This window comes from Sulfitobacter aquimarinus, assembly GCF_040149565.1.
GTDB lineage: Bacteria > Pseudomonadota > Alphaproteobacteria > Rhodobacterales > Rhodobacteraceae > Sulfitobacter > Sulfitobacter aquimarinus.
The window spans coordinates 169,950-192,895 of the sequence record NZ_JBEFLO010000007.1 but is presented as its reverse complement, the minus strand read 5'-3'; the positions used below and the strand labels follow the sequence as shown (position 1 = coordinate 192,895).

20 protein-coding genes are annotated in these 22,946 nt (G+C 58.6%); 9 read left to right on the top strand and 11 right to left on the bottom strand.

The features are described 5' to 3' along the window. Positions 1–13 precede the first annotated feature (13 nt). From ABMC88_RS13950 to ABMC88_RS13940, 3 genes are read left to right on the top strand one after another with little or no spacing between them, the layout of a single operon-like run. Positions 14–901 carry an ABC transporter permease gene (locus ABMC88_RS13950; RefSeq protein WP_349577522.1) on the top strand — a complete coding sequence of 296 codons (888 nt, stop codon included), beginning with the start codon at positions 14–16 and terminating at the stop codon, positions 899–901. A 50-nt stretch (positions 902–951) separates the two neighbouring features. Continuing rightward, positions 952–1,269, top strand: a complete 318-nt coding sequence (locus tag ABMC88_RS13945) for an L-rhamnose mutarotase (RefSeq protein WP_349577511.1) — start codon at positions 952–954, stop codon at positions 1,267–1,269. Next, a complete protein-coding gene (locus ABMC88_RS13940; protein WP_349577510.1) occupies positions 1,266–2,660 on the top strand; it encodes an FGGY-family carbohydrate kinase in 1,395 nt (464 codons plus the stop codon). The genes ABMC88_RS13945 and ABMC88_RS13940 overlap by 4 nt, the downstream gene beginning before the upstream one ends. Before the next feature lie 237 nt (positions 2,661–2,897). Here the strand turns inward: ABMC88_RS13940 and ABMC88_RS13935 are convergent, their stop codons facing one another. The 5 genes from ABMC88_RS13935 to ABMC88_RS13915 form a co-directional block, all read right to left on the bottom strand. Then, the gene (locus tag ABMC88_RS13935) at positions 2,898–3,569 is read right to left on the bottom strand and encodes a crotonase/enoyl-CoA hydratase family protein (RefSeq protein ID WP_349577509.1); all 672 of its coding nucleotides are present in this window, start codon (positions 3,567–3,569) and stop codon (positions 2,898–2,900) included. A gap of 217 nt (positions 3,570–3,786) precedes the next feature. After that, positions 3,787–5,133 carry a TrkH family potassium uptake protein gene (locus tag ABMC88_RS13930; protein ID WP_439655605.1) on the bottom strand — a complete coding sequence of 449 codons (1,347 nt, stop codon included), beginning with the start codon at positions 5,131–5,133 and terminating at the stop codon, positions 3,787–3,789. Beyond that, on the bottom strand, positions 5,130–5,810 hold the full coding sequence (locus ABMC88_RS13925; protein ID WP_349577508.1) for a potassium channel family protein: 681 nt from the start codon (positions 5,808–5,810) through the stop codon (positions 5,130–5,132). Before ABMC88_RS13925 ends, ABMC88_RS13930 begins: the two co-directional genes overlap by 4 nt. A 423-nt stretch (positions 5,811–6,233) precedes the next feature. Continuing rightward, positions 6,234–8,378: a hypothetical protein gene (locus ABMC88_RS13920; RefSeq protein WP_349577507.1), complete on the bottom strand. Its 2,145-nt coding sequence runs from the start codon at positions 8,376–8,378 to the stop codon at positions 6,234–6,236. A 236-nt stretch (positions 8,379–8,614) separates the two neighbouring features. After that, entirely contained in the window at positions 8,615–9,091 is a 477-nt protein-coding gene (locus ABMC88_RS13915; protein ID WP_349577506.1) for a hypothetical protein, read from the bottom strand. 115 nt (positions 9,092–9,206) lie between these two features. Between ABMC88_RS13915 and ABMC88_RS13910 the strand changes: the two genes are divergently transcribed. Next, positions 9,207–10,223, top strand: a complete 1,017-nt coding sequence (locus ABMC88_RS13910; RefSeq protein WP_349577505.1) for a GT-B fold glycosyltransferase domain-containing protein — start codon at positions 9,207–9,209, stop codon at positions 10,221–10,223. Between the two features lie 119 nt (positions 10,224–10,342). On the opposite strand, the gene ABMC88_RS13905 is transcribed toward ABMC88_RS13910, so the two are convergent. Further along, positions 10,343–10,966: a hypothetical protein gene (locus ABMC88_RS13905; protein WP_349577504.1), complete on the bottom strand. Its 624-nt coding sequence runs from the start codon at positions 10,964–10,966 to the stop codon at positions 10,343–10,345. Between the two features lie 266 nt (positions 10,967–11,232). Here ABMC88_RS13905 and ABMC88_RS13900 point away from each other — a divergent pair, with 266 nt between their 5' ends. Next, positions 11,233–12,513, top strand: a complete 1,281-nt coding sequence (locus tag ABMC88_RS13900) for an O-acetylhomoserine aminocarboxypropyltransferase/cysteine synthase family protein (RefSeq protein WP_439655604.1) — start codon at positions 11,233–11,235, stop codon at positions 12,511–12,513. 151 nt (positions 12,514–12,664) lie between these two features. Beyond that, complete coding sequence (locus ABMC88_RS13895; RefSeq protein WP_349577502.1) at positions 12,665–15,598, top strand: hypothetical protein; 2,934 nt, start codon at positions 12,665–12,667, stop codon at positions 15,596–15,598. Between the two features lie 120 nt (positions 15,599–15,718). Here the strand turns inward: ABMC88_RS13895 and hppD are convergent, their stop codons facing one another. Then, entirely contained in the window at positions 15,719–16,813 is a 1,095-nt protein-coding gene (hppD, locus tag ABMC88_RS13890) for a 4-hydroxyphenylpyruvate dioxygenase (RefSeq protein WP_349577500.1), read from the bottom strand. 135 nt (positions 16,814–16,948) lie between these two features. On the opposite strand from hppD, the gene ABMC88_RS13885 reads away from it, so the two are divergent. Together ABMC88_RS13885 and ABMC88_RS13880 are read left to right on the top strand one after the other, a co-directional pair. Next, positions 16,949–17,404, top strand: a complete 456-nt coding sequence (locus ABMC88_RS13885) for an Lrp/AsnC family transcriptional regulator (RefSeq protein WP_349577499.1) — start codon at positions 16,949–16,951, stop codon at positions 17,402–17,404. A gap of 29 nt (positions 17,405–17,433) precedes the next feature. Beyond that, positions 17,434–19,341, top strand: coding sequence for a cation:proton antiporter domain-containing protein (locus tag ABMC88_RS13880; RefSeq protein WP_349577498.1), 1,908 nt, complete (start codon positions 17,434–17,436; stop codon positions 19,339–19,341). A gap of 114 nt (positions 19,342–19,455) precedes the next feature. On the opposite strand, the gene cobT is transcribed toward ABMC88_RS13880, so the two are convergent. After that, the gene (gene cobT / locus ABMC88_RS13875; RefSeq protein ID WP_349577497.1) at positions 19,456–20,466 is read right to left on the bottom strand and encodes a nicotinate-nucleotide--dimethylbenzimidazole phosphoribosyltransferase; all 1,011 of its coding nucleotides are present in this window, start codon (positions 20,464–20,466) and stop codon (positions 19,456–19,458) included. A gap of 81 nt (positions 20,467–20,547) precedes the next feature. Between cobT and cobS the strand changes: the two genes are divergently transcribed. Continuing rightward, the gene (gene cobS, locus ABMC88_RS13870) at positions 20,548–21,303 is read left to right on the top strand and encodes an adenosylcobinamide-GDP ribazoletransferase (protein ID WP_349577496.1); all 756 of its coding nucleotides are present in this window, start codon (positions 20,548–20,550) and stop codon (positions 21,301–21,303) included. Positions 21,304–21,357: 54 nt separating this feature from the next. Here cobS and ABMC88_RS13865 read toward each other — a convergent pair whose 3' ends face one another. The 3 genes from ABMC88_RS13865 to ABMC88_RS13855 all read right to left on the bottom strand — a co-directional run bounded on the left by ABMC88_RS13865 (position 21,358) and on the right by ABMC88_RS13855 (position 22,907). Next, positions 21,358–21,870: a CarD family transcriptional regulator gene (locus tag ABMC88_RS13865; protein ID WP_349577495.1), complete on the bottom strand. Its 513-nt coding sequence runs from the start codon at positions 21,868–21,870 to the stop codon at positions 21,358–21,360. 260 nt (positions 21,871–22,130) lie between these two features. Further along, a complete protein-coding gene (gene fdxA / locus ABMC88_RS13860; protein WP_349577494.1) occupies positions 22,131–22,466 on the bottom strand; it encodes a ferredoxin FdxA in 336 nt (111 codons plus the stop codon). A 54-nt stretch (positions 22,467–22,520) separates the two neighbouring features. Then, a complete protein-coding gene (locus tag ABMC88_RS13855) occupies positions 22,521–22,907 on the bottom strand; it encodes an RNA-binding S4 domain-containing protein (protein WP_349577493.1) in 387 nt (128 codons plus the stop codon). Between the last annotated feature and the right edge of the window lie 39 nt (positions 22,908–22,946).

The following is a 22,946-nucleotide window of genomic DNA, read 5'->3' as shown; positions in this document are numbered from 1 at the left end:
CCGCGCCGCGCGCATATTCAAAAGCTGGAAAGCCCTACTTCTGGCCGTGGCCATTGCGATCTTCGTCGTGAACAGCTTTGCCTCGCCCTATTTCCTGAACGCGTGGAACCTCAGCGACGCGACCTTTAACTTCACCGAAAAAGCGATGATCGCCTTTGCGATGGCGTTGCTGATCATCGCGGGCGAGATCGACCTTTCTGTCGCGTCGATCATTGCTTTGGCCAGCACCGCCATGGGATTGGCCATGCAGCACGGCGCGGGCACGCCAGAGCTTGTGATTATCGGCATAACCGTCGGGCTGCTGTGCAATGCATTCAACGGTTTCTTTGTCACCGGACTTGGCCTGCCCTCCATCGTCGTCACCATCGGCACCATGAGCCTGTTTCGCGGGATCAGCTATATCATACTTGGAGATGGCTCGTTCAGTGGGTACCCCTCCAGCTTTGCGTGGTTTGGTCAGGGTTATATCTATTGGGTCTTTACGGTTGAAATGCTGTTGTTTGTGATCATCGCGGCGATCTATGGGGGGCTGCTGCACAAAACGAACTTTGGCCGCGCGGTATATGCCATTGGCAACAATCCCACAGGTGCTTTGTTCAGCGGCATTCGTGTCCAGCGCGTGAAATTCATTCTGTTTCTTCTGACGGATCTGATGTCTGGCATCGCGGCGATTTGCCTGACCTCGCGGTTGGGGTCCACGCGGTCCAGCATTGCCTCGGGAATGGAGCTTGAGGTGGTCACGATGGTCGTGCTGGGCGGCGTTAATATTCTGGGCGGATCAGGTACGATTCCAGGCGTTGTGATTGCGGCCTTAGTTATGGGTCTTGTGACTTTCGGTTTGGGGCTTTTGAACGTTCCAGGACTGGTCATGTCGATTTTCATCGGCCTGCTGCTGATCTGAGTGATCGCCCTGCCCCGCCTTTGGGTCATGGTCGCACAAAGGCCCAAAGCATGACCGAACGCTATGTATTCCGGATGACGCTGAATGCAGGTATGGCCGATGAATACCGCCGCCGCCATGATGCCATCTGGCCCGAGTTGGTGGACCTGCTGCACAAGGCCGGTATCAGTGACTATTCCATCCATCTGGACGAAGAGACAGGCCATCTGATCGGCGTGCTGTCGCGCGCCCCAGACCACCAGATGGACGATTTACCAAATAACCCGATTATGCAAAAATGGTGGGCGCATATGGCTGACATCATGGAAACAGCGCCCGGCAATGAACCTGTTGCTGTCGCGCTCACACCGATGTTTCACATGCCATGACCAGCCCCAGACACATCGCTGTCAACGATATCGGAAAGACCAATGCAAAGCTCGCCTTGGTCGATTTGGATAAATTAACCGAGGTCGCCGTCGTCACCCGCCCCAATGTTGTGCAGGCGGGGCCGCCTTGGCCGCACTACGACGTTGACGGGCACTGGTCGTTTCTGCTTGAGGCTTTGGCAAAATTCCACTCGGATTACCGTGTCGATGCGATTTCGGTCATAACCCACGGGGCCTGCGCTGCGTTGCTCGCGCCTGACGGGTCGCTTGCGGCACCGATCCTTGACTATGAGCATGAATATCCTTCCGGCATCATTGCGGCCTATGATGCAATCAAACCCGATTTTGCCCAAACCGGATCTCCCAGAATGCCCGGCGGCCTGAACATCGGCGCACAACTGCATTACCAAATCACCACGGAGCCGACACTAAGGGACCGCACTGCGCAGATTGTCACATATCTACAATTCTGGGGGCACTGCCTAACGGGCGTCAGCGCGACAGATGTAACATCTCTAGGCTGCCATTGGGTTCTGTGGAACCCTCATACGGGCACGTTTTCCGATCTGCCGGGCGCACTTGGCATTCTTGACAAGATCGCGCCGGTGCGCGCCCCAAGCGACATCCTTGGCCCTCTCCTACCCGAGATTGCCGAGGCAACAGGGCTTGCCCCGAACACACCTGTCTGTGTCGGGCTACACGACTCGAATGCCTCGCTTTATCCGCATGTTTTCTCTCGTAATGAACCTGCCTGCGCAGTTTCGACAGGGACGTGGGTCATTGCAATGTCGCTGACTGGCGATAAGGCGGCTGTGGTGCCTCCTCTTGATCCGACGCGCGACACCCTCATCAACGTCAACGCGCGCGGAGAGGCGGTTCCCAGTGCGCGGTTCATGGGCGGGCGCGAATACGAGATTGTCCAGAACGGCCAGCCCTATAAGCCAACCCAACAAGAAACGGCAGCTGTCCTTCAGCGGTCCTTGATGCTTTTACCATCCGTGGAAACCGGCACAGGCCCGTTCCAGGGCCAAACACTGCACTGGAATGGCATTGAGCCACCGATAGGATCGGGCGAACGATCAGTCGCGCTATCGTTCTACCTTGCTCTGATGACGGGAACCTGTCTGGACCTTATAAATGGCAAAGGCGCCATAATAGTCGAAGGACCTTTTGCAAGGAACGCCGAATTTTTAAGGATGCTGAAAGCGATCACGGGCCGATCCGTCTGCGAAAGTGAAGCAGCTACTGGAACCAGTATTGGAGCAGCGCTCCTGTTTAGCCGCTTGGATCAGAGGCCTGCGGTGTTCGGTCAAGCTGAAATGGCCGAACCGGACCAAGATTTCAGCAATTACGCCGAACGTTGGAAGGCTGCTGTCCAACTCCGAACATGAAATTATATCACGAAATGCTTGAATAATGAGGGGCCTCATTCACATTCAAAACTGAATGACCAACATTCTCTGTGGAGTCGGATGATGCTCTTGCCACGCTCAAACTGCAGATGATTGGAGCCTTCGCTGAATTTGACCGAAACATTATCGCCGTCAAATTCCAAGAGTACCTATGTGTATGTCTGATAGACCAATGGGCAGCCGATAAGAAAACGAGCATCTCCATGTGGTGCGATATCAGCCGCCCAAGACCTTTAATGCAGCTCTCATATTGCACAACTCGGTGGCCTTAATCTCTCTCTTGTTCTTGCCAAACGCAACCGGCATCGTCGCCAAACCAGTTGCAATTTCCATCGCACGGCTGTGGACTTCTGATGCTTCGAAAATCTCGTCAAGGACGCCTGCGTCCACTGCAGTTTGAACATCCAAGTCTTCTGACAAAACAGCCATTCGTGTCAGATACTTTGGAGATATACGGGACTTAGCAAGCGCAATCAGGAGCTCACCAAGGTCCATGCCAATACGGCTTTCTGGCATGCTGTACTTATATGGCCCCTCGGCGCCTACACGATAATCGCACACCATCAAAAGGAATATTCCCATGCCGATCCCATGCCCTTTGCACGCAGCAACAATAGGGCGCGGAAAATCAAGAATGCGGATGAGCATCGCAAAGCCATCGCGCACCTGTACCCGGGCTTGATCCTGCCCCTTTGCAAATTCCTTCAGATCAAACCCTGCAGAGAAAACCGTATCGCGCCCCTCAAGCACCAGCGCTTTGGCCTTGTCGGCTTCAGCCTGATCCAAAGCCTCGTTCATCGCTTTGATGAATGTCGGGTTTACGACGTTGAGTTTGCCGTCGTCCATTCTGAGTACGGCAACATCGCCTTCGACTTTGTAAGAAATCATTTCGGAACCTGGCCTTTCGCTGAATAGTTTGCCTATGCGGCTGCGTAATTTGGTAGTCATGCCTTAAAGGCTGGCAAAGCCCAAAACTCAGAAACGCCACGTAAAAGCTATGAAAACAACCACAGTATAGTGGTCTGATGCGGACAAAGACATCGATCGTATCGACGCCAGAGGTTTTTTCGGGAGTAAAAAAACAGCGATTGAGATCAATTGTCCCTCAACCCAGGTAAATCTGTCCTGCCGGATACTTTACCTTTGGGACGCTACGAGTAGCGAGGAAGAAGCCGATCGCCAGAGGTCCGACCCGTCCGACGAACATGATCATCATTATTATACCTCGGCCAATGCCATCAAGTTCGCCCGTGATCCCGCGAGACAGGCCCACTGTTCCGAATGCCGAGGTGACTTCAAATGCAAGGTCGATAAATTGGCCGTCGTGGTTGATTAACATCACGAAGATACCCGTCAGGACGAGGAGCATGGAAATAGTGGTAAGCGCAAGGACCTTCATGACCTCATCCACCCCCAGAGACCGACCAAAGGCGTGCAACGTGGTCTGACGCCGAAAGAAGGCAACCGTTGCGAGTAGCAGGACGAATAGCGTGGTTACCTTGATCCCTCCGGCTGTCGAGGTGCTGCCTCCGCCGACCAGCATCAGTGTCATTGTCAACATCGACGTGCTGTCATGCATCCCGCCGGTATCAATTGTATTAAATCCGGCGGTGCGCGGCGTGGTGCCCTGGAACCAGCTGGCCCACAATTTGTCAGCGGCACTCAGGTGGCCAAGAGTCTCTGGATTTCGCCATTCCAAGAGGCCGAACATGACGCTGCCCCAAGTGATAAGAACGGCGGTGCCAACAAGCATTAGCTTAGAATGGAGGGTCAGTTTACGCCAACTTCGCGTTCTGTAAACATCGCCCACAACGATGAAGCCGAGCCCGCCCAGGATGAAAAGTGCAGGGATCACCAAATTGATAATCGGGTTTCCGACCCATTGCGAAAGGCTGTCGGGATGCAGAGCAAAACCGGCATTGTTGAATGCTGATATAGAATGAAAGATCGCCTGCCACAAACCTGACCAGCCAAATTCTGGAACAAATACCAGGGCCAACAGAGCGGCACCAATCGCCTCGCACGCAACGGCGATGATCAGGATCATGCGGGCGATATAAGTGAGGTTAGACAGGGAGGTCTGGTTCAGATCTTCACGCAGGACTAACCGCTGTGGCATGCCCACCGAGATGCCCAGTGCCCCAAGCAACAACACCGCGAAGGTCATAAGGCCGAGACCGCCAAGCTGAATGAGCGCCGCTATGACCGCTTGGCCAAATACGGTGAAGGCGGCCCCAGTATCAGCAACCACAAGGCCGGTGACGGTCACCGCTGAAGTCGAGGTGAACAATGCTTCGCTCAGGCCGATGTCACCGTGATGTGAGATGGGCAACCAGAGAAGGATCGCACCCAGGACGATGGAAGCCATGTAGTAAAGAGACAAGAGCGCAGGCGCCGGAATCCGCAGCGCCTTTTTCCAGCTGAGGCGGTTCTTGAAACGTGCGTCCATCATCCGAGACTGGCTGCGAAACCGTGCAGGTCCTTGCGCTGGCCCAACAACAAAAGCAGATCATCGCGCTGCAACTTACACGCCGCTCCATCCTGACCGATGAATTCTGTGCCCCGCATGACCCCGATACAGCGAAGATTGTATGTCTTGTCATGCGGCAATTCGTTCAGGCTCCGGCCTTCGAGGGTCTCAGGGATGCGAAAGTTCACAACATGATAGCCGTTGCCGAGGCTCACATAGTCTCGCATAAGCGGATTGTGCAAGATTTGCGCGATGTGCTGACCAATTTCGACCTCCGGGTGAATGATCCTGTCCACGCCGAGCTTTTTTAGAATTCTGTGATGAGTCTTGGTCGTGGCCTTCGCCCAGACGACTTGGACGCCAACAAGTTTAAGATTCATTGCCGATAGAACGCTGGCCTCCAAGTCGGAGCCCATCGCGACCACAGCGGTATCACAATCCCCAAAACCAGCATCGCGCAGCGCTACATCGTCACGCGCATCTACAATCATAGCTTGCGACAAGGTATCAGCAAGGTTGGCGACGCGGGCTTCAGAGATGTCGATGCCTATGACGTGGTTGCCGAAACGCTGCAACTCCTTTGCAACGGAGCTCCCGAAGTTGCCCAAACCGACGACACCGAAAGTGCGGCTTTTTATCTTTTTCAAGTTCACGTCCATCAAGTTTGTCTCTCGAAGACACATTGCCGCAACGTTGAAAAGTGTCAATGAGGTCTAATTGCCGACCGTCGCTGCGCATGCGAGAAAAATCGGTTTGTAGCTCCGCGCGTCCGCTTTCAACAAATTGCCCAGTCTAATTTGCACTCGCAGCGAAGGTCCGGAATCCGCCCCTCAGGTCGATACTAATCCTCGTGCCGTACTGCAAATGCTCCATAAAGCCTGGTCCCAACCACATTGTATCTATGCGATATGCTTCGGACCAAATACAAAAATCCTCTTGAAATATATAGATTTCGTAAGGACTGTAAGTCCCTCGCGCAGACGCATGTCTGGTTCGAATTCCGACCCCGCTGGCACCACAAAAAAGGCCCCTGCCCCCAATCAAAGGGGCAAGGGCCAATCTCGGTCCCTTAAACGGGAGGCTTAGATGATCAGGTCGTCTTCGGCGTCGTCAACAACGTTGATTTCCGCTTTCAGCTGGTCTTCGGCGACCGGCTGCAAGACAGGGATGCCCGCGATGTATTCCACATCGTACTGGCCGCCCTTGCCATCGTCCGCTGCGTCGGAGGGCGGGATGAACGTCAGATCGTCTACCGCACCCGAGCCTACGAGGTTCACATTCATGGACGCGACGTTGTCGGCGTTGATGATCACTTCCTGCTGGCTGTTGTTGCCAGAGGCAGGGATGTCGACCGTGTTGATCAGACCGCCATCGGCGTCGAACAGATCAATTGTGCCGCCATGTTCTTCGACGTCGAGCATGTTGATGCTCACCACTTCGGAGGGTGCGTCGAAGTCGAAGGTCATCGTGCCGCCATGCCAGTTGTCATCGGCATCCGAGCTGTCGTTGTCCTCGGAGATGATCATCGCGTTGCCAACACCGTTATAGCCAAGGTCGTAATCGTGGCCGGTTACGTTGTCGGTGTCAAAAATCATCGCGTCGTTCTGGCTGTCGGGGTGATCGCCATTGCGCTGCGCCGAGATGGTCACGCCTGCGAACTGGTCGCTGATCACATCGCCAGAGTTCAGACCTTCAAAGTCCACCACAACAGTGTCGTCGTCGGCGACAACTTCGTCGGCAGTCTGGGTCACGGTCAGGTTGTCGAAAAACACCTGCTCGTTGCTGGCCGAGAGGTTCGAGTAGATGCGGAACTCGACGTTGCCGTTGATGTCGTCCAGCGCCCCGCCCGAGTAAGTCAGCGTGCTGCCGCTCTCGGTGATCTCGTTGCCGGTGTTGGAGCCGACCAGTGCGGTGCCTGCGTGGTTGACCACGAAGTTATCCAGCGTCTGCCAGTTGCCGTCTTCGGCGCGAACCTGCAACAGCAGGTTGTCGGCATAGTAGCCGGAGGCCTCAAACAGGCTGGCATCACCCACACGGGCGTCAAAGCTCAGCTCGACGTTGCCATCTGCCGCAACAGCCGCAGTTTGCAGAACGCCGTCGTTACAACCGTCTGTAACCAGCTCGTCGCCGCGCACATCCCAGCGGCCGTCATGGGCGATGGCAGCACTATCATCGGGGTCGTAGATGTCGTTGAAGTCTTCAACCAGCAGCGTTGTCTCAACCGAGCCTACTTCGCCGTCCACTTCTTCGGAGACGTTTACCGATACGTTGTCGAGCTTGATATACTCGTCCGACGCCGTCACATCCGAGATAAAGCGGAACTGAGCGCTTTCTTCGGCGGTGTCCAGAATACCACCTTCATAGGTGATGTTGCTGGCGTAGTTGCCGAACGTCTGGCCTGTCTCGGAGCCGACAATCGCGGTGCCTGCATCGTTGACCTGGAATTCGTCCAGCAGAACCCAACCCTGACCGTCGATGTTCACTTCGACGCGCAGGCTGTCTGCGGCCAAGCCCGAGTTCTCGAACAGCTGTGTGTTGTGTACGTTTGCATCAAAGCTGAGGGTCACAGGACCGTCTGTGGAGACTTCTTGCAGCGCCAGAACGCCTTCGTTGTGGCTGTTGGTGACCAGTTTGTCCCATGCCGCAACCCAGTTTGTGTGACCTTCCACAATCGAGGAATCCTCGGCGTTGTGGATGCCGTTGAAGTTATCGAACAGCGCTTCTTTTACGACCAGAACGGGGTCCGCGTCGGGTGTGTCGCCGGATGTCAGAACCTGACCGTTGCCGCCGTCGCTGTCTACCACTGTGGTAAAGCTGGACACGTCCAGATCGGAAATGCTCATCGGGCCGTTGTCGGAGAACAGCGTGAAGTTGGCTTGGGTCACTTCGCCTTGGGTCGAGCTGGCCGTGGTGCCGAACTGGATGCCTACATCAAACTGGTCGGCAACCTGTGCGCCATTGGCCAATGTGTCGACAGCGTCTACGGCCGCCTGAACGCCTGTGACGGGCGAATAGATCGAGCCGGTGTTGGCATCAGGGAAAAAGTTCAAGCTGTCGAGCGTGCTGTCGTCGGACAAATTGAAGAACACGCCGTCCAGATCCACAGGCATTGTGGGATCGGCGGATGCGACGATGATAAACAGCGTGCCTGTGTCAGTTTCGGAGATAGTAACAACAGCTTGCGGGTCGCAACCCAGTGTTACCGAAATAGAGTTGTTGGAGCTCATGGCAGTGTATCCCAATCTGATGAGTTATTGATGGATCCCTACTGAACACAGTTCTCAAGGAGATCAGAGGGGAATTCACAAAAGTGCCACTCACAGGACACAATCGCCTTATTTACGCCCTATTGGTGCAATGTTCTGTCCAGTAGCGTTTCGGTTTGCGCAACAATGAGCGTTTTCTTAACGAATTGTTAAGGTTGCCCTTTTTTAAACATGGCTAAAATGCGAATCACATCGCGTCAGGGGATACGCACCTGCGAACGCTCAAAGTCTTCCGTCTCTTTCGCCAAATCATCATAGGTAATACGCACGCTGATCTGCGCGATGCTGCCCAGCGCATGGGTGCTGTAGGGCAAGCCGTCTTGCTCCAGAATGGCGTTGGGCGTTGCGGAGTCGGTATGGCACGCAGGCAGCGGTTGCGGCACGAACGGCCCGTCGTTCAGCGCCACCTCGACCGCGACCAACCCGCAGCGCCACGCCCACAGATGCGACAGATACAGCAGGTCATTGCCGCCATATTCGCGCACCGCGATCCAGTTCGCCTTGGTCGCTTGCAAGATCGGGCGCACTTCGGTGGCAGTGGTGAATTTGCCCGTCGGTGTCTGGTCTTCGGCGACGGGCCCCGCGATCTGCGCAACAGGGGCAGCATCGGGCAAGGAGGAAGGTGGATTGCCCGCAGCGGCAAGGGCAATAACAGCAAAAATCATGTCGAACATGGGTCGGCACCTTTATCATTAACGAAAAAGTAATCTTTCAATACGGTGGCCGCGCCTTATACTGCCCCTTAAAAATACGAAGCTGGTACAAACCGGCACAACCACAGGACCGAGCATGACACGCATCCCCGCGGCAACACAATCATCAGACGTGACTTTCAACGTGGCAATCGTGGGCCAACACGGGCGACTGTCCTATGAAGCGCTGATCTTTGTGGCCTCTTTGCGCGCCATGAGCCCCGATTTCAAAGGCCGCGTGCTGGTCGCCGAACCCCAAGACGGGCCACGCTGGCAGAAAGACCCCAGCATTCGCGCGGAACCTGTGCGTGAAGCCCTGCAAGAGATGGGCGCCGAGATTATCCCCTTCGAGAGCCGCCACTTCGGCGAGGTCTATCCCTTTGGCAACAAGATCGAAATGCTGCAAGCCTTGCCCAAAGGCGAGCCGTTTGTGTTTTTCGACACCGACACGCTGATTACCGGTGATCTGGCCTCGGTCCCGTTTGATTTCGACCGCCCCGGCGCGTCACTGCGCCGCGAAGGCACGTGGCCACAGCCCCAGCTTTACGGCCCTGGCTACACGGGGCTTTGGAAATCGCTTTATGACAAATTCGGGCTGGATTTTGAAAGCTCGCTGGATCTGAGCCAACCTGACGAATACTGGCGCCGCTATCTCTATTTTAACGCGGGCTTTTTCTACTACAAATGCCCGCACGCCTTTGGCGAACGCTTCCTTGAATACGCCTTGGCCGTGCGCGACACCCCACCGGTAGAGCTGTGCGCCCAGAACTTTGACCCATGGCTGGATCAGGCTGTCTTGCCTTTGGTCATCCATTCGCTCGGCGGCGGGCGCGACGCCCTGCCCGAGGGGCTGCTGGATGGATCAGTCTCGTGCCACTACCGCTTTTTGCCGCTGCTCTATGCCCGTGAAAGCGACCATGCCGTGGCCGTGCTTGAGCATGTGACCGCGCCCAACAAGCTGAAAAAAGTTCTCAAGACATATGAGCCGATCAAACGGATGATCTACCAAGGGCGCGGGGCCAAGGCGCGTGCGCTGTTTGACCGCGAAAACCTGCCCCGCAAAGAGCAGGCAATCCGCAACCAGCTGAAATCAAACGGCTACTGGATGCGCTAGGCCAGCGTGGCCACAGCACATCGTCTGGGATGCCCACCCTGCAAACGTAACAAAGGCGACAGGGCGTTTTGAAACGCACCCGCCGCCTTTGCCTGTTGGTCCGAAAGCTGTGTTGGCGCTTAGGCCGCTGGCTTTTCGGTCTCTGGTTTTTCAAGCAATGTGTAGGTGGCGACAAAGGCGTCCGATGCCTGACCGCGGGCGATCTGGCCTTGTGGGTTACGCTTGGACTTGGCACCGACTGATTTCTTGATCATGCGGCCGATCTGCTGGTTCAGCGAGACGCGCGCGCGTTTGACTTTGGCTTCGCCGTCGGTGGCCTCCAACCCCAAAGCCGCATCATACTGCGTCTTGAACTTGGCGCTTTTGCCCGCTTCTTCGACAACGGTCAGGATGAAATTCTCGTCGAATTTTCCTGCTTTATCCAACTTTTTCGCCGTGGCAACGACCTGATCCAGCACTTCACGCTTGGCCGCCAGACGCAGGGCCAAAGGCTCGTCCGCGCCACCTGCTTCGATGACGTGAGTCTCGATCAGCTTTTGCATGTAGTGGTTCAGGTTCATGCCAGCGGCTTTTGCCTGCGCGTCCATGAATTTGCGCACCGGCAGCTCCAGCGTGAAGGCAACGGTCGAGGCCTTTTCCATTTTCTCAAGCTTGCGGGCACGGCCACCTGCCTTTTTGTCGGCTTTGCCTGCTGTGGCGGCGGGTGTTTTTGTGTCGGCTTTGATTTTTTCAATCTTTGTCATTTTTTTGCTCCTGCTCTCAACATACTTAGTATGTATGCGATTTGCGCAACTATGTCAACATACACGTAAAGTATGATTCAGAAAATTTCGAACATGACTCCCCCGTGCTTTGGAAGCCACACAGCAAAACATCTGTTCCCCCCTTCCCCTGCCCGCCGCAACGCTGTTCCGATTTCATGCGCCCGCAGTGCCTAGCGGCTGCCGTTGCCTTGCCCGAAGGCGTGCAATCCCGTATCGCTGGATGCAAATACCTGATGGAGGATAAGATGACCCATAATTTCGACACGCTGCAAGTGCACGCAGGCGCCCGCCCCGACCCCGCAACGGGTGCGCGCCAGACACCGATCCACCAAACGACAGGCTATGTGTTTCGCGACGCAGATCACGCGGCTGCCCTGTTCAACCTGCAAGAAGTGGGCTTCATCTATTCACGCCTGACCAACCCCACCGTGGCCGTATTGCAAGAACGCATTGCCACGCTTGAGGGTGGCGTCGGCGCGGTGTGCTGCTCCTCTGGTCACGCGGCCCAGATCATGGCCCTGTTTCCGCTGATGTCACCCGGCATGAACATCGTCGCCTCCACCCGTCTGTATGGTGGCACGGTCACGCAGTTCAGCCACACGATCAAACGCTTTGGCTGGTCTGTGAAATTCGTCGACTTCGACGATCTGGACGCTGTGAAAGCCGCGATTGACGACAACACCCGCGCCGTTTTCGGCGAGGCGATCGCCAACCCCGGCGGCTATATCATGGATGTGCGCGCCATTGCCGACATCGCCGATGCCGCACAAATCCCGTTGATCATCGACAACACCACCGCCACCCCCTACCTGTGCCGCCCGATCGAGCTAGGCGCCACACTGGTCGTCCACTCCACCACCAAATACCTGACAGGCAACGGCACCGTCACGGGTGGTTGCGTTGTGGACAGCGGCAATTTCGACTGGTCCGCCACGGACAAGTTCCCCTCGCTCAGCGCGCCCGAGCCTGCCTATCACGGCCTCAAATTCCACGAGACTTTCGGCAATCTGGCCTTCACCTTCTTTGGCATCGCCATCGGCCTGCGCGATCTGGGCATGACCATGAACCCGCAAGCCGCACACTATACACTGATGGGCACCGAGACGCTGAGCCTGCGGATGGACCGCCACGTGGCCAACGCGAAAAAGATCGCAGCGTGGCTGGAGGCGGACGACCGCATTGACTATGTCACCTATGCGGGTCTGGAAACCTCTCCTTACTTCGAGCGCAGCAAAAAGGTCTGCCCCAAGGGCGCAGGCGGGTTGTTCACCTTTGCGGTCAAAGGCGGCTATGACGCGTGCGTCAAGCTGGTCAACGCGCTGGAAGTCTTCAGCCATGTGGCCAACCTCGGCGATACGCGCTCGCTCATCATCCACTCGGCCTCGACCACCCACCGCCAGCTTACGCCCGAGCAGCAAGAAGCGGCAGGTGCAGGCCCCAGCGTGGTCCGCGTCAGCATCGGCATCGAAGACGCCGACGATCTGATCGCCGATCTGGATCAGGCGCTGGCCCAAGCCACTGCATAAACTCAACGAATGCGTGCGCCGCCCCCCGTGGGCAGGCGCACGCAGCGCGTCCGCTGAAATCCGCCTGCGGCGCTTTTCTTGAACCGTTCAGTGCTGTATTCTGACAATATCCGAAGTTGTTGGTTAAACGTACCCATGGTAGACGCAGCGCATGAAGCCTAATTTTGCACTCTCTTTGTCCTTTGAGGGCATTAAACTTCTTCACCGTGCCGCCGGCGGCTGGCGGGAAGTGGGCGATGTCGCCATCACCTCTGATGATCTGGCGGGCGAGCTGGCGATGCTTCGCAAAACCGCCGCCAGTCTGGAACCGGGTGGCGTGCGATCAAAACTGGTGATCCCGTCGAGCCAGATCAAATATCTGACCATCCACACCCCTGGCCTGTCCGATACTGCCCGCCGCAAGGAGGCTCAGACCGCATTGCATGACGCAACCCCTTACGAGGTTGCCGATCTGGCCTTTGACATCAGCACAGAAGGACCAAAAACCCACATCGCAGCCGTGGCACGCGAAACCCTTGCCGAGGCCGAAGCCTTTGCAACCGAACACCGTTTCCACCCCGTCAGCTTTGTCGCCGTTCCCGACGACGCCCCCTATCTGGGAGAGCCGTTTTTCGGCGCGACCGAATCCGCTGCCGAGTTTTTAGAGCCGGGTGATGTCGTGGAGCCAGACGGCATTGCCGTTGTTGTTGTGGGCGCGGTTCTGGCCGACCAGATCGCAGAACCCGACACAGTTGCAGCCCCCGCCGAAGTTGCCCCAACACCGCAAGAGCCAGCACCGGATGACCCGCAGGGTGAGGCGACCGATTCGCCCGAAACACCAGCCGCCCCCGCGCCAAAGCCCGCTGTTTCGCCCGCCCCTGAACAAGGGGACGCGCCCCAAACAGCCGCACAGCCCGATGCCGCGCCTGCGCCTGGTGCCGCCGACGCAACAGTCGCGTCTCAGTCGGCAGAGGCTGACATCTCGCCTGACACTTCCACCGATTCCCCATCCGACACCCCATCAGAGGCGGAGCAGGATACGCCGCCCGCCGAGGCCGCGCCTGCGGGCGAAACGGTCATGCCCGCGCCCCAGCCCGAACTTGATCTGGAGCCTGCCGCCCCTGTCAAAGGGACGGCTGAAACGGCACCCCCGACACCTGCCCAACCCGATCCCGCACCAGAGGCTGAGCCCCCTGCGCCAGTCAAGCCTTCACCAGCGGCCGATCCTTCGGGCATTCCACCCGCTGCACGCGCTGCGGCACTTGCCGCCGCTGCGGCCACACCTGACAGCGCACGACCATCTGCTGATCCCTCTGCTGCAACGCCTCAGGCCAAGGCGGTGTCGTTTGCGCCGAGTCAACCAACACCTGCGCCAACGCCCCCCTCCGAGCCCAAAGTGGCAGCCACGGGTTTCACCAGTAAACGTACGCCAGCCAAGGCACCCCCGTCAAAACCACTTGGTGGCGCACAACGCATCGCGGTCGCCACCCCGCTGCCCGACAGCAGTTCGCTCACCCAAGAGCCGCCCGTGGCAGACGAGCCTGCGACTGCCAAGAAAACGGGCTTTTTCAGCCGCCGCAAACCGCGCAAAGGGGCCGCAGCCCCCGTGCCCGCCGCCGCGCCTGCCGTCGCAGTCCCCGCTGCCGGCACCGAGGCCGAGCGGATGACCGTCTTCGGCGCCCGCAGCACACAAGTCGGCGGCAAGCCGCGCTTCCTTGGTCTGATCATGACTGTGGTGTTGTTGGTATTCCTTGCAGGTGTCGCCGCTTGGGCAGCCGTGTTTCTGGATGACGGCATCGCGGGGTTGATGAAAAACGACACCACCCGCGCCACAGCCTCTGCGCCGGAAAACCAGATTGATCCCGAAATCATCCGCACCCCCGATGGCATCCCCGACAACAGCTCTGTTGCGGCCCCTACGGTCGAACTCGCGGCGCTTGATCCTGTTCTGTCTGCCCAAGACACCGCCGTTGTGGATGCGCTCCAAGATCCACGGCCAGAGCCGCAGCAGCCCGTCATCACAGAGGCCGAGGCCGCTGCCCGCTATGCCGTAACAGGCATCTGGCCGCTTGCGCCGCAAACGCCGCTGGGCTTGCCCGATAATCTGCCCCCACCCGTCTACCGCAACACCATTGATGGCACGACAGGGGCCACCGATGCGATCGCCCTGCCCGACGCGCGCAGCTTCCAGACGGATGTAGCGCTTGGCACGATTGTGTCGCCTCCGCCCTTCGGGCAACAAACCGAGTTGAACGCCGCGGGCATGATCATTCCGACAGCCGACGGCGTAGTAACGCCCCAAGGGTACACGCTGGTCGCGGCCAGCCCGCCGATCAAACCGCCTGCCTCGCTCACCCGTACGGCGGCCCAACCCGAGATCGCGGCGGTTGTCTCTGCCCTCGCCGCTTTGCGCCCGCAAAACCGCCCCCTCGGCCTTGCCGAACGATCCGAGCGTGCGAACCTTGGTGGCGTCAGCCGGGTTGAGCTTGCAGCTTTCCGCCCCTCCCTACGCCCCCGTTCACTTCAGGAACGGGCGCGCAAACAACAAGAGGACAAGGACAAGGAAGCGGCCAAAGCGCAAGAAGCAGATGAGGCACGCGCCACCGCTGCAGCGCAGGCCGCAACAGCCGCCGCTGCCGCAGCCCTCGCCGTGCCAGCGGCCCCCACCGAAGCCCCCGTCGCCAACGCGCCAGCGCCTGCACTGCAAAGCGCCACCCGCTTTGCCACGCCCAAGTCGGTGCGCCCCGACACGCGACCGCGCAACTTTGCCCGCATCGTGACCCGCGCCAAACGCGCAGCACCCAAAGAAACACGCGTAGCAGCCGCCACAGCCGTGGCCCCCCGCACCGTGTCGCCGAAACTGCCGTCGAAAGCATCCGTGGCCCGCACCGCCACTGTGAAAAACGCCATAAACCTGCGCAAGGTCAACCTGATCGGCGTATATGGCAAACCCTCCAGCCGCCGTGCCTTGGTTCGTTTGGCAAATGGCCGCTACAAAAAAGTCCGCGTCGGCGACCGCATCGACGGCGGCCGCGTCTCCGCCATCAGCAGCTCTGAACTGCGCTACCAAAAAGGCGGCCGCAGCGTTCGTTTGAAGATGCCGTAAGGCAGACGACCGAGCCGCGAGCAGACTGCCACGCCCAGACCATGAGCCCCCTTATAAATGAAATGCGCGGGACTTGGTCCCGCGCTCTGTCAGATCACGTGTAGCGGCCCAAAGGGCACCCTACTCTGTCGCGAGCTCGCCACTGTCGATCTGCTCTTGCTCAATGCTCTCGAACAGCGCTTTGAAGTTCCCTTCGCCGAAACCATCGTCGCCTTTACGCTCGATAAATTCAAAGAAGATCGGCCCGATCACGGTTTTCGAGAATATCTGCAACAAGATCCGCGTCTCGCCGCCGTCAACAACGCCTTCGCCGTCAATCAGGATACCGTGCTTGCGCATCCGGTCCAACGGCTCTTCGTGGCCTGTCACACGGGTCTTGCTCAGATCATAATATGTAGCGGGCGGTGGCGGCATAAATCGCAGACCGTTTTCCGCAATCGCATCGGTCGCGTCATAGACGTTGCGCGCCCCTACCGCGATGTGCTGGATACCCTCACCGTTGTATTTCTTGAGGTAGGCCACAATCTGCCCCGTCTCTCCACGGTCTTCGTTCAGCGGAATACGGATACGCCCGCAAGGCGAGGTAAGCGCACGGCTGAACAGCCCTGTGAACTTCCCCTCGATGTCGAAAAAGCGGATTTCGCGGAAGTTGAACAGATCACCGTAGAACTTGAACCATTTATCCATGTTTCCCTTGAACACGTTATGCGTCAGGTGATCGAGATAGTAGAACCCCACCCCGTCAGGCTTGGACTGCGCGATCCAGTCATATTCCCAGTTATAGGGCGAGGTGTCATAATACTGGTCCACAAAATACAAAAGCGACCCGCCGATCCCCATGATCGCGGGCACGTCCAGCACTTTGCCATCGCCCGTATATTCCTGCGCCCCTTGCGCCACCGCATGGGCCAGCGCCTTTTGCGCATCCACCACACGCCAGCCCATCGAGGGCGCACAAGGGCCGTGAAGGTCCACGAACTTGGCGGCGAAACTATCCGCATCATAATTCAGCACATAGGTAATATCGCCCTGCTGCCAAAGCTCGATCGCTTTGGTCTTGTGATTGGCCACATGGGCATAGCCCATCTTTGTGAAAACCTCGCGCAGCTCGTCGGGGTTGGGCGAAGCGAATTCGACAAATTCAAACCCGTCCGTACCGGCGGGGTTTTCGGGGCTGATGACGGATTTCGGCGCGTCGTGGGGGAAAGGGCCCATAGGTGTTCTCCTGCTTGCATTTAAAAGCAGCTTAGCCGCAGAAAGATGCGAAACTTGCGCATTATCTGACGCGAGACACTAGAACCATGCGGAAATTCCGCGCATAATGATGAAAATACATGAAAGCCCCGTATCATGCTCGACGAAGTTGACACCCGCCTGCTTGCAGCACTGCAAAAAGACGCCCATCTGACCACACAGCAACTGGGCGAAATGCTGCACCTGTCGCCCTCGCAAATTGGCCGCCGCCGTCAACGGCTGGAGGCCGAAGGCGTGATCCAGAACTACACGGCGCGGCTTGATCCGCGCAAACTGGGCCTTGAGGTGCAGGGCTTTGTGCAGGTCCACCTTGGCACCCACGGGCCCGAGCATTCCGCCAGCTTTGCGCGGCTTGTCGCCACCCGCGCCGAAATCGTCAGCGCCTGGACCATGACGGGGGATGCGGATTATCTGCTGCGGGTCTACTGTGAAGACCTGCCCGCCCTGAACCGGTTGATTCACGACGTGCTGCTGCCCCACAAGGCCGTTGCCCGTGTCCACAGCCAGATCGTGATGGACCAGCTCAAGCGCGATGGCCCATTGCCCACCTGACCCGCGCCAAACCAATTGAAGGAGACCCAATGGAAGGCTTTTTGTTTCAGGCCACGATCTATCTTGCTGCAGCGGTGATTGCCGTTCCAATCGCCGCGCGGCTGGGGCTTGGATCAGTTCTGGGGTATCTGGCAGCGGGGATTATCATCGGGCCGATGCTGGGGCTTGTCGGCTCTGAAACAAAGGACTTGCAGCATTTTGCCGAATTCGGCGTGGTGATGATGCTGTTCCTGATCGGGCTAGAGCTGGAGCCGCGCGCCCTGTGGGACATGCGGCACAAGCTGTTGGGCTTGGGGGGCATGCAGATCGGGTTTAGCACATTGGCGCTGATGGGCATCGCGATGGCCTATGATCAGCCTTGGGGCGTGGCGCTGGCGGTTGGTTTGACGCTCTCGCTCAGCTCGACCGCGATTGTGCTGCAAACCCTGTCTGAAAAAGGGCTGATGCAGACAGCGGGCGGGCGGTCGATCTTTTCCGTGCTGCTGGCGCAGGACATTGCCGTGATCCCGATGCTGGCGTTCTTGCCGCTGACTGTTGTGATGTTGCCGCTGGCCACGGTATCGCCCGATGGCTCGATCAACGTGGGAGAGCATGCGGACGTGGGCCACGCCGATGGACATGGCAGCGCGGCCGCGGATGCCGCGATCCATTTCATTGATACGCTGCCCGCATGGGGCATTACGATGGTGACGATTGGCGCTGTTGCAGGGATCATCATCACTGGCGTCTTCTTCACCCGCCCTGTCTTTCGCTACATCCACGCGGCCAAACTGCGCGAGATGTATACCGCGCTGGCTTTGCTGATTGTTGTGGGGATTTCTGCGACGATGATGCTGGTTGGCCTCTCCCCTGCGCTTGGTGCGTTTCTGGCGGGTGTGGTGCTGGCCAGTTCCGAGTTCCGCCACGAGCTGGAGACCGACCTGGAACCGTTCAAGGGGCTGCTGTTGGGGCTGTTCTTTATCACCGTAGGGGCGGGCATCAACTTTGCGCTTCTCGCCTCTGACTGGGTGATTATTCTAGGCATGGCGCTGTTGGTTATTCTGGTCAAAGGGGCAATCCTGTTTGTGCTGGGGCGGTTGTTCAAACTGCGCGGCCGCGACCAGTGGCTGTTTGCGCTGGGGTTGGCGCAAGCGGGTGAATTCGGCTTTGTGCTGGTCAGCTTTTCGGTCGCGACAGGTGTCATGCCCGACAACGTGGCCGAGGTGCTGTTGCTGGTTATTGCCCTGACCATGCTGATCACGCCGCTGCTGTTTATCGTGCATGACGTGATCTCAAGGCTGAGTGTGGACGCCGCCACGGCCCCCGACGACGACGAGATCGAGGATGAGGGCACGGTGATCATCGCAGGGATCGGGCGGTTCGGGCAAATTGTGAACCGCTTGGTGCAGGCGTCAGGGTTTGAAACCGTTGTCCTTGATCACAACCCCAAGACGATCGCCGTGATGCGCAGGTTCGGCTTTAAGGCGTTTCTAGGCGACCCGACCCGTGCGGATGTCTTGCGCAAAGCGGGGTTGGCCGATGCGCGGGTGCTTGTCGTGGCGCTGGATGATCAGAAGGCGGCGCGGGGGTTGGTGAAATATGCCCGCGCCCAGCGGCCCGACCTGCATATCGTGGCCCGCGCACATGACCGCACGGATGTGTACCACCTCTATCAGGCAGGCGCGGATGACATCGTGCGCGAAATGTTCGACGGATCACTTCGGGCAGGCCGCTACGTCCTTGAGAATTTGGGGCTGAGTGAATACGAGGCCGCCGAAGCGCAGCGGATATTCTATCACCACGACCGCATGTCGGTGCGCGAACTGGCGCAAGTCTGGCGCCCCGATGTCGCGCCTGCGGATAACAAAGCCTATGTGGCGCGGGCCAAAGAGTTGGAAAAAGACCTTGAGACCGCGTTTTTGAACCGCTCCGAGGATGACGACCAACGGCGTGCCTGATGGAGGCGTTGGCGGGGGGCTCTGCTCCCTCCTTGGGCCTGTGGGCCCAAGGGGCCCCCGCAGTAACTAGGGCCAGAAAAAATAGGCGACGCAAAAATAGGTAGGCGGAGTGGATTAGCCTTCGGTCACGCCTGCTTCGGCGAAGGTGGCCATGCCGCTGTGGCATTCAAGAGCGGCTTTTACGATGTGGATGGCAAGCGCGCCGCCAGAGGCTTCGCCCAAACGCAGACCAAGCGACAGAAGCGGCGGTTTATCCAGCGCGTCGAGCAGGCTCTGGTGCGCGCCCTCGGCGCTGAGGTGCCCCGCAATACAATGGTCAAGCGCGCTTTTATGTGTGTAGGCAAGGCAGGCTGCGGCGGCTGTGCAGATGAAGCCATCGAGGATAACGGGGATACGCAGGCTGTGGGCGCGGGCAATTGCACCCGCCATTGCGGCCAGTTCGCGCCCCCCCAAGCGGCGCAGGGTTTCCAGACCATCGCCCTTGTCTTTGTGCAGCGCGAGGCCTTCGGCGACGACGCGCGTTTTGTTGGTTAGGCTAGCGTCATCGACACCTGTGCCGCGACCAGTCCAATCGGCGGCCTCTCCGCCTGCAAGCGCCGCAGCAAGGGCAGCCGCCGGCGTTGTGTTGCCGATACCCATCTCCCCCACCACAAGCAGGTCTGCATCTGTGCGCACGGCGTTCCACCCGATTGTCAGCGCTGTGAGAAGCTCGGCTTCGCTCATTGCGGGGGCTTGGGTGAAGTCCTGCGTGGGGTTATCAAGGTCCACGGCATGCACGTCCAGCGTAGCGCCCGCGCTGCGGGCAAGTTGGTTGATCGCGGCCCCGCCATGTTCGAAATTGAGAACCATTTGCGCGGTGACTTCGGGCGGAAACGCAGAGACCCCTTGGGCCGCAACCCCGTGGTTACCTGCAAAGACGATGATCTGCGGGCTGGTGATACGCGGCTGCGGGTCGGCGCGCCATGCGGCGTACCATTGCGCGATGTCCTCTAACCGGCCAAGCGCACCGGGGGGTTTGGTGAGCTGGGCATTGCGGTCCTGAGCGCCTGCCAATGCGGCCGCATCCGGAACGGGCATCACGGTGAGGGCAGCGCGGAATGCCTCCAGATCAGAAAACTCAACCATCGTGAAAACCCTCATTGCCAGATTGTTATTGCCTGTTTACCCAAGTGGGCGCGGCTCACAAGGACTGAAAGAGGCACGACCATGGAAAAAAGCGACCCGTTGCGGCAGGTGATGCTGGCGGCTGTGCTGCTGACCCGCCTGCCCTTGCCGCGTTTGCCCGATGCCGCGTTTGCGCAAGGCGCGCGTGCGGTATGGGCCTATCCTGTCGTTGGTGCGGGTGTGGGCGCGTTGGGCGCGGCCACGGGTATGGTGGCGCTGGCTGTGGGGTTGCCTGTTCTGGCGGCCTCGGTTCTGGCGCTGGCCGCGATGATCCTGATCACCGGCGCCATGCACGAGGACGGCTTGGCCGACGTCTGTGACGGCTTTTGGGGCGGGTTCACGCCCGAGCGGCGGCTGGAGATTATGCGCGACAGCCAGATTGGCACCTATGGTGTGCTGGGGTTGATCGTAGTCTTTGCTTTGCGGCTGAGCGCGGTGACCGCCCTGCTGGCAACACAACCTGCGGCGTTGATCGCGGCGGCGGCCCTGTCGCGGGGGATGATGCCTGCGGTGATGGCGGGGCTTGACGCGGCGCGGCGCGACGGCTTGGCGCAGAGTGTCGGGCGGCCTTCGCTGGCTTTGGCGGTGATCGCATTGGCGATCGGCGATGTGGTGGCGATCATCTGTTTGGGAACGCCGGCGCTGGTCGGGATCGGCATGGCGGCGGCTGTGGTCCTGGGGCTGGCGCTGCTGGCCAAGGCCAAGATTGGCGGACAATCAGGTGACGTGCTGGGCGCCGCCCAACAACTGAGCGAAGCGGCTGTGTTGCTGAGTGCGGCGGCCATGCTCGGGATGTAGAAAAACCGCGCCTGAACGGGCCAGACGCGGTTTTCAATAATCTGTGCGCGGCGGTTAAGCTGCTGCGACGCGGCTTTCAAGGACATCGCCGACCTGTTTGGCAGCGGCCAGTTCGTCCCCACCTGCGACGGCGGCAACTTCACGGGTCAAACGCTCAAGGGCGGCTTCATAAAGCTGACGCTCTGAATAGGACTGCTCGCGCTGGTCGTCGGTGCGGTGCAGGTCGCGGACCACTTCGGCGATGGCGATCAGATCGCCCGAGTTGATCTTTTGCTCGTACTCTTGCGCACGGCGCGACCACATGGCGCGTTTAACCTTGGCCTTGCCCTTCAGCGTTTTCATCGCGTGGGCGATTACATCGGGGCTGGACAGGGCACGCATGCCGATTTCGGTCGCCTTATGCGTTGGCACACGCAGGGTCATCTTGTCTTTTTCGAAGGCAATCACAAACAGCTCCAGCGTGATACCCGCGATCTCCTGCTCTTCGACCGAGACGATCTGCCCCACGCCATGGGCAGGGTAGACAACAAATTCGCTGGGGCGAAAATCAAGCTTTGACTTAGACATACTTCTTACTCTCCTTGGTCGGCGGTGCCTGTGGGCAACGCACAAACGCGCAAAAGACGTCAGGCGGAAACCTGCGCTGTTTGCGTTTAAAACGGGTGGGTCAAATGCGCTGTAGCAGCGGGATGGGTGAGGGTGTGGAACAACGTATCATTGGACCTAGTATACCACAAAAAAGGCGCCCGCGAAAGGGCGCCCAAATCTCTGTATTATATAGAGAAACCGCATAGCATCCTGCCTGCGGCGAATCGCACGTGGCGGGTCTAGCCGCCCTCGCCCGCGACTTCCGAAAACATCTCGATCTTGCCTTCTTTGCCATCCATTTCCTCTGCCGAGGGCAGCGGGTCTTTTTTGGTGATGATAACGGGCCAGAGTTCGGAATACTTGCGGTTAAACTCGACCCACTTTTCCATATCCGGCTCTGTATCGGGGCGGATCGCGTCGGCGGGGCATTCAGGTTCGCAGACGCCGCAATCGATGCATTCGTCCGGATGGATGACCAGCATGTTTTCGCCTTCATAGAAGCAGTCCACCGGACAGACTTCGACACAGTCGGTGTATTTGCAGGCGATGCAGGCGTCGTTCACGATATATGTCATGTGTCTGGTCTCTGTCAGGTTTGCTTGATCAGACAGCTAGTTCAGGTCGTGCAATCATTCAAGATGGCGCGCCTTAGAAAGATCAAACTGGCGGCGGTCGCGTTTGCTGGGACGTCCCTTTCCCTCATATGCGGGATTATGCGGGATTTTTTCCTTTGGCGCGCGCTCGGGCGGGGCCATGTCGGTATAAAGCGCCTGTGCTTCGGGAGCGGGACCCCGCCGTGTGCCGCAAGCCTCAACGCGGATCACACGAATATGATCGTCTTTTGGAAAGGTCAGCACATCACCGGCGGTGACGGTTGTGCTGCGTTTGGAGGTCGGCGTGCCGTTGATACGCACTGCCCCGCTGGCCACCACTGTGGCCGCCAGCGAGCGTGTTTTGAAGAACCGTGCGAACCACAGCCATTTGTCGAGGCGCAGCTTGTCTGCCGCCTCGCTCATGGCGAGGTCACTTGGCGCAGCTTGTCTGCCGCATCGCTC

Coding starts and splice junctions, on each gene's coding strand:
- ABMC88_RS13945 (WP_349577511.1), top strand. CDS start 952: ATGACCGAACGCTATGTATTCCGGATGACGCTGAATGCAGGTATGGCC.
- ABMC88_RS13940 (WP_349577510.1), top strand. CDS start 1,266: ATGACCAGCCCCAGACACATCGCTGTCAACGATATCGGAAAGACCAAT.
- ABMC88_RS13935 (WP_349577509.1), bottom strand. CDS start 3,569: ATGATTTCTTACAAAGTCGAAGGCGATGTTGCCGTACTCAGAATGGAC.
- ABMC88_RS13930 (WP_439655605.1), bottom strand. CDS start 5,133: ATGATGGACGCACGTTTCAAGAACCGCCTCAGCTGGAAAAAGGCGCTG.
- ABMC88_RS13925 (WP_349577508.1), bottom strand. CDS start 5,810: ATGGACGTGAACTTGAAAAAGATAAAAAGCCGCACTTTCGGTGTCGTC.
- ABMC88_RS13920 (WP_349577507.1), bottom strand. CDS start 8,378: ATGAGCTCCAACAACTCTATTTCGGTAACACTGGGTTGCGACCCGCAA.
- ABMC88_RS13915 (WP_349577506.1), bottom strand. CDS start 9,091: ATGTTCGACATGATTTTTGCTGTTATTGCCCTTGCCGCTGCGGGCAAT.
- ABMC88_RS13910 (WP_349577505.1), top strand. CDS start 9,207: ATGACACGCATCCCCGCGGCAACACAATCATCAGACGTGACTTTCAAC.
- ABMC88_RS13905 (WP_349577504.1), bottom strand. CDS start 10,966: ATGACAAAGATTGAAAAAATCAAAGCCGACACAAAAACACCCGCCGCC.
- ABMC88_RS13900 (WP_439655604.1), top strand. CDS start 11,233: ATGACCCATAATTTCGACACGCTGCAAGTGCACGCAGGCGCCCGCCCC.
- ABMC88_RS13895 (WP_349577502.1), top strand. CDS start 12,665: ATGAAGCCTAATTTTGCACTCTCTTTGTCCTTTGAGGGCATTAAACTT.
- hppD (WP_349577500.1), bottom strand. CDS start 16,813: ATGGGCCCTTTCCCCCACGACGCGCCGAAATCCGTCATCAGCCCCGAA.
- ABMC88_RS13885 (WP_349577499.1), top strand. CDS start 16,949: ATGCTCGACGAAGTTGACACCCGCCTGCTTGCAGCACTGCAAAAAGAC.
- ABMC88_RS13880 (WP_349577498.1), top strand. CDS start 17,434: ATGGAAGGCTTTTTGTTTCAGGCCACGATCTATCTTGCTGCAGCGGTG.
- cobT (WP_349577497.1), bottom strand. CDS start 20,466: ATGGTTGAGTTTTCTGATCTGGAGGCATTCCGCGCTGCCCTCACCGTG.
- cobS (WP_349577496.1), top strand. CDS start 20,548: ATGGAAAAAAGCGACCCGTTGCGGCAGGTGATGCTGGCGGCTGTGCTG.
- ABMC88_RS13865 (WP_349577495.1), bottom strand. CDS start 21,870: ATGTCTAAGTCAAAGCTTGATTTTCGCCCCAGCGAATTTGTTGTCTAC.
- fdxA (WP_349577494.1), bottom strand. CDS start 22,466: ATGACATATATCGTGAACGACGCCTGCATCGCCTGCAAATACACCGAC.
- ABMC88_RS13855 (WP_349577493.1), bottom strand. CDS start 22,907: ATGAGCGAGGCGGCAGACAAGCTGCGCCTCGACAAATGGCTGTGGTTC.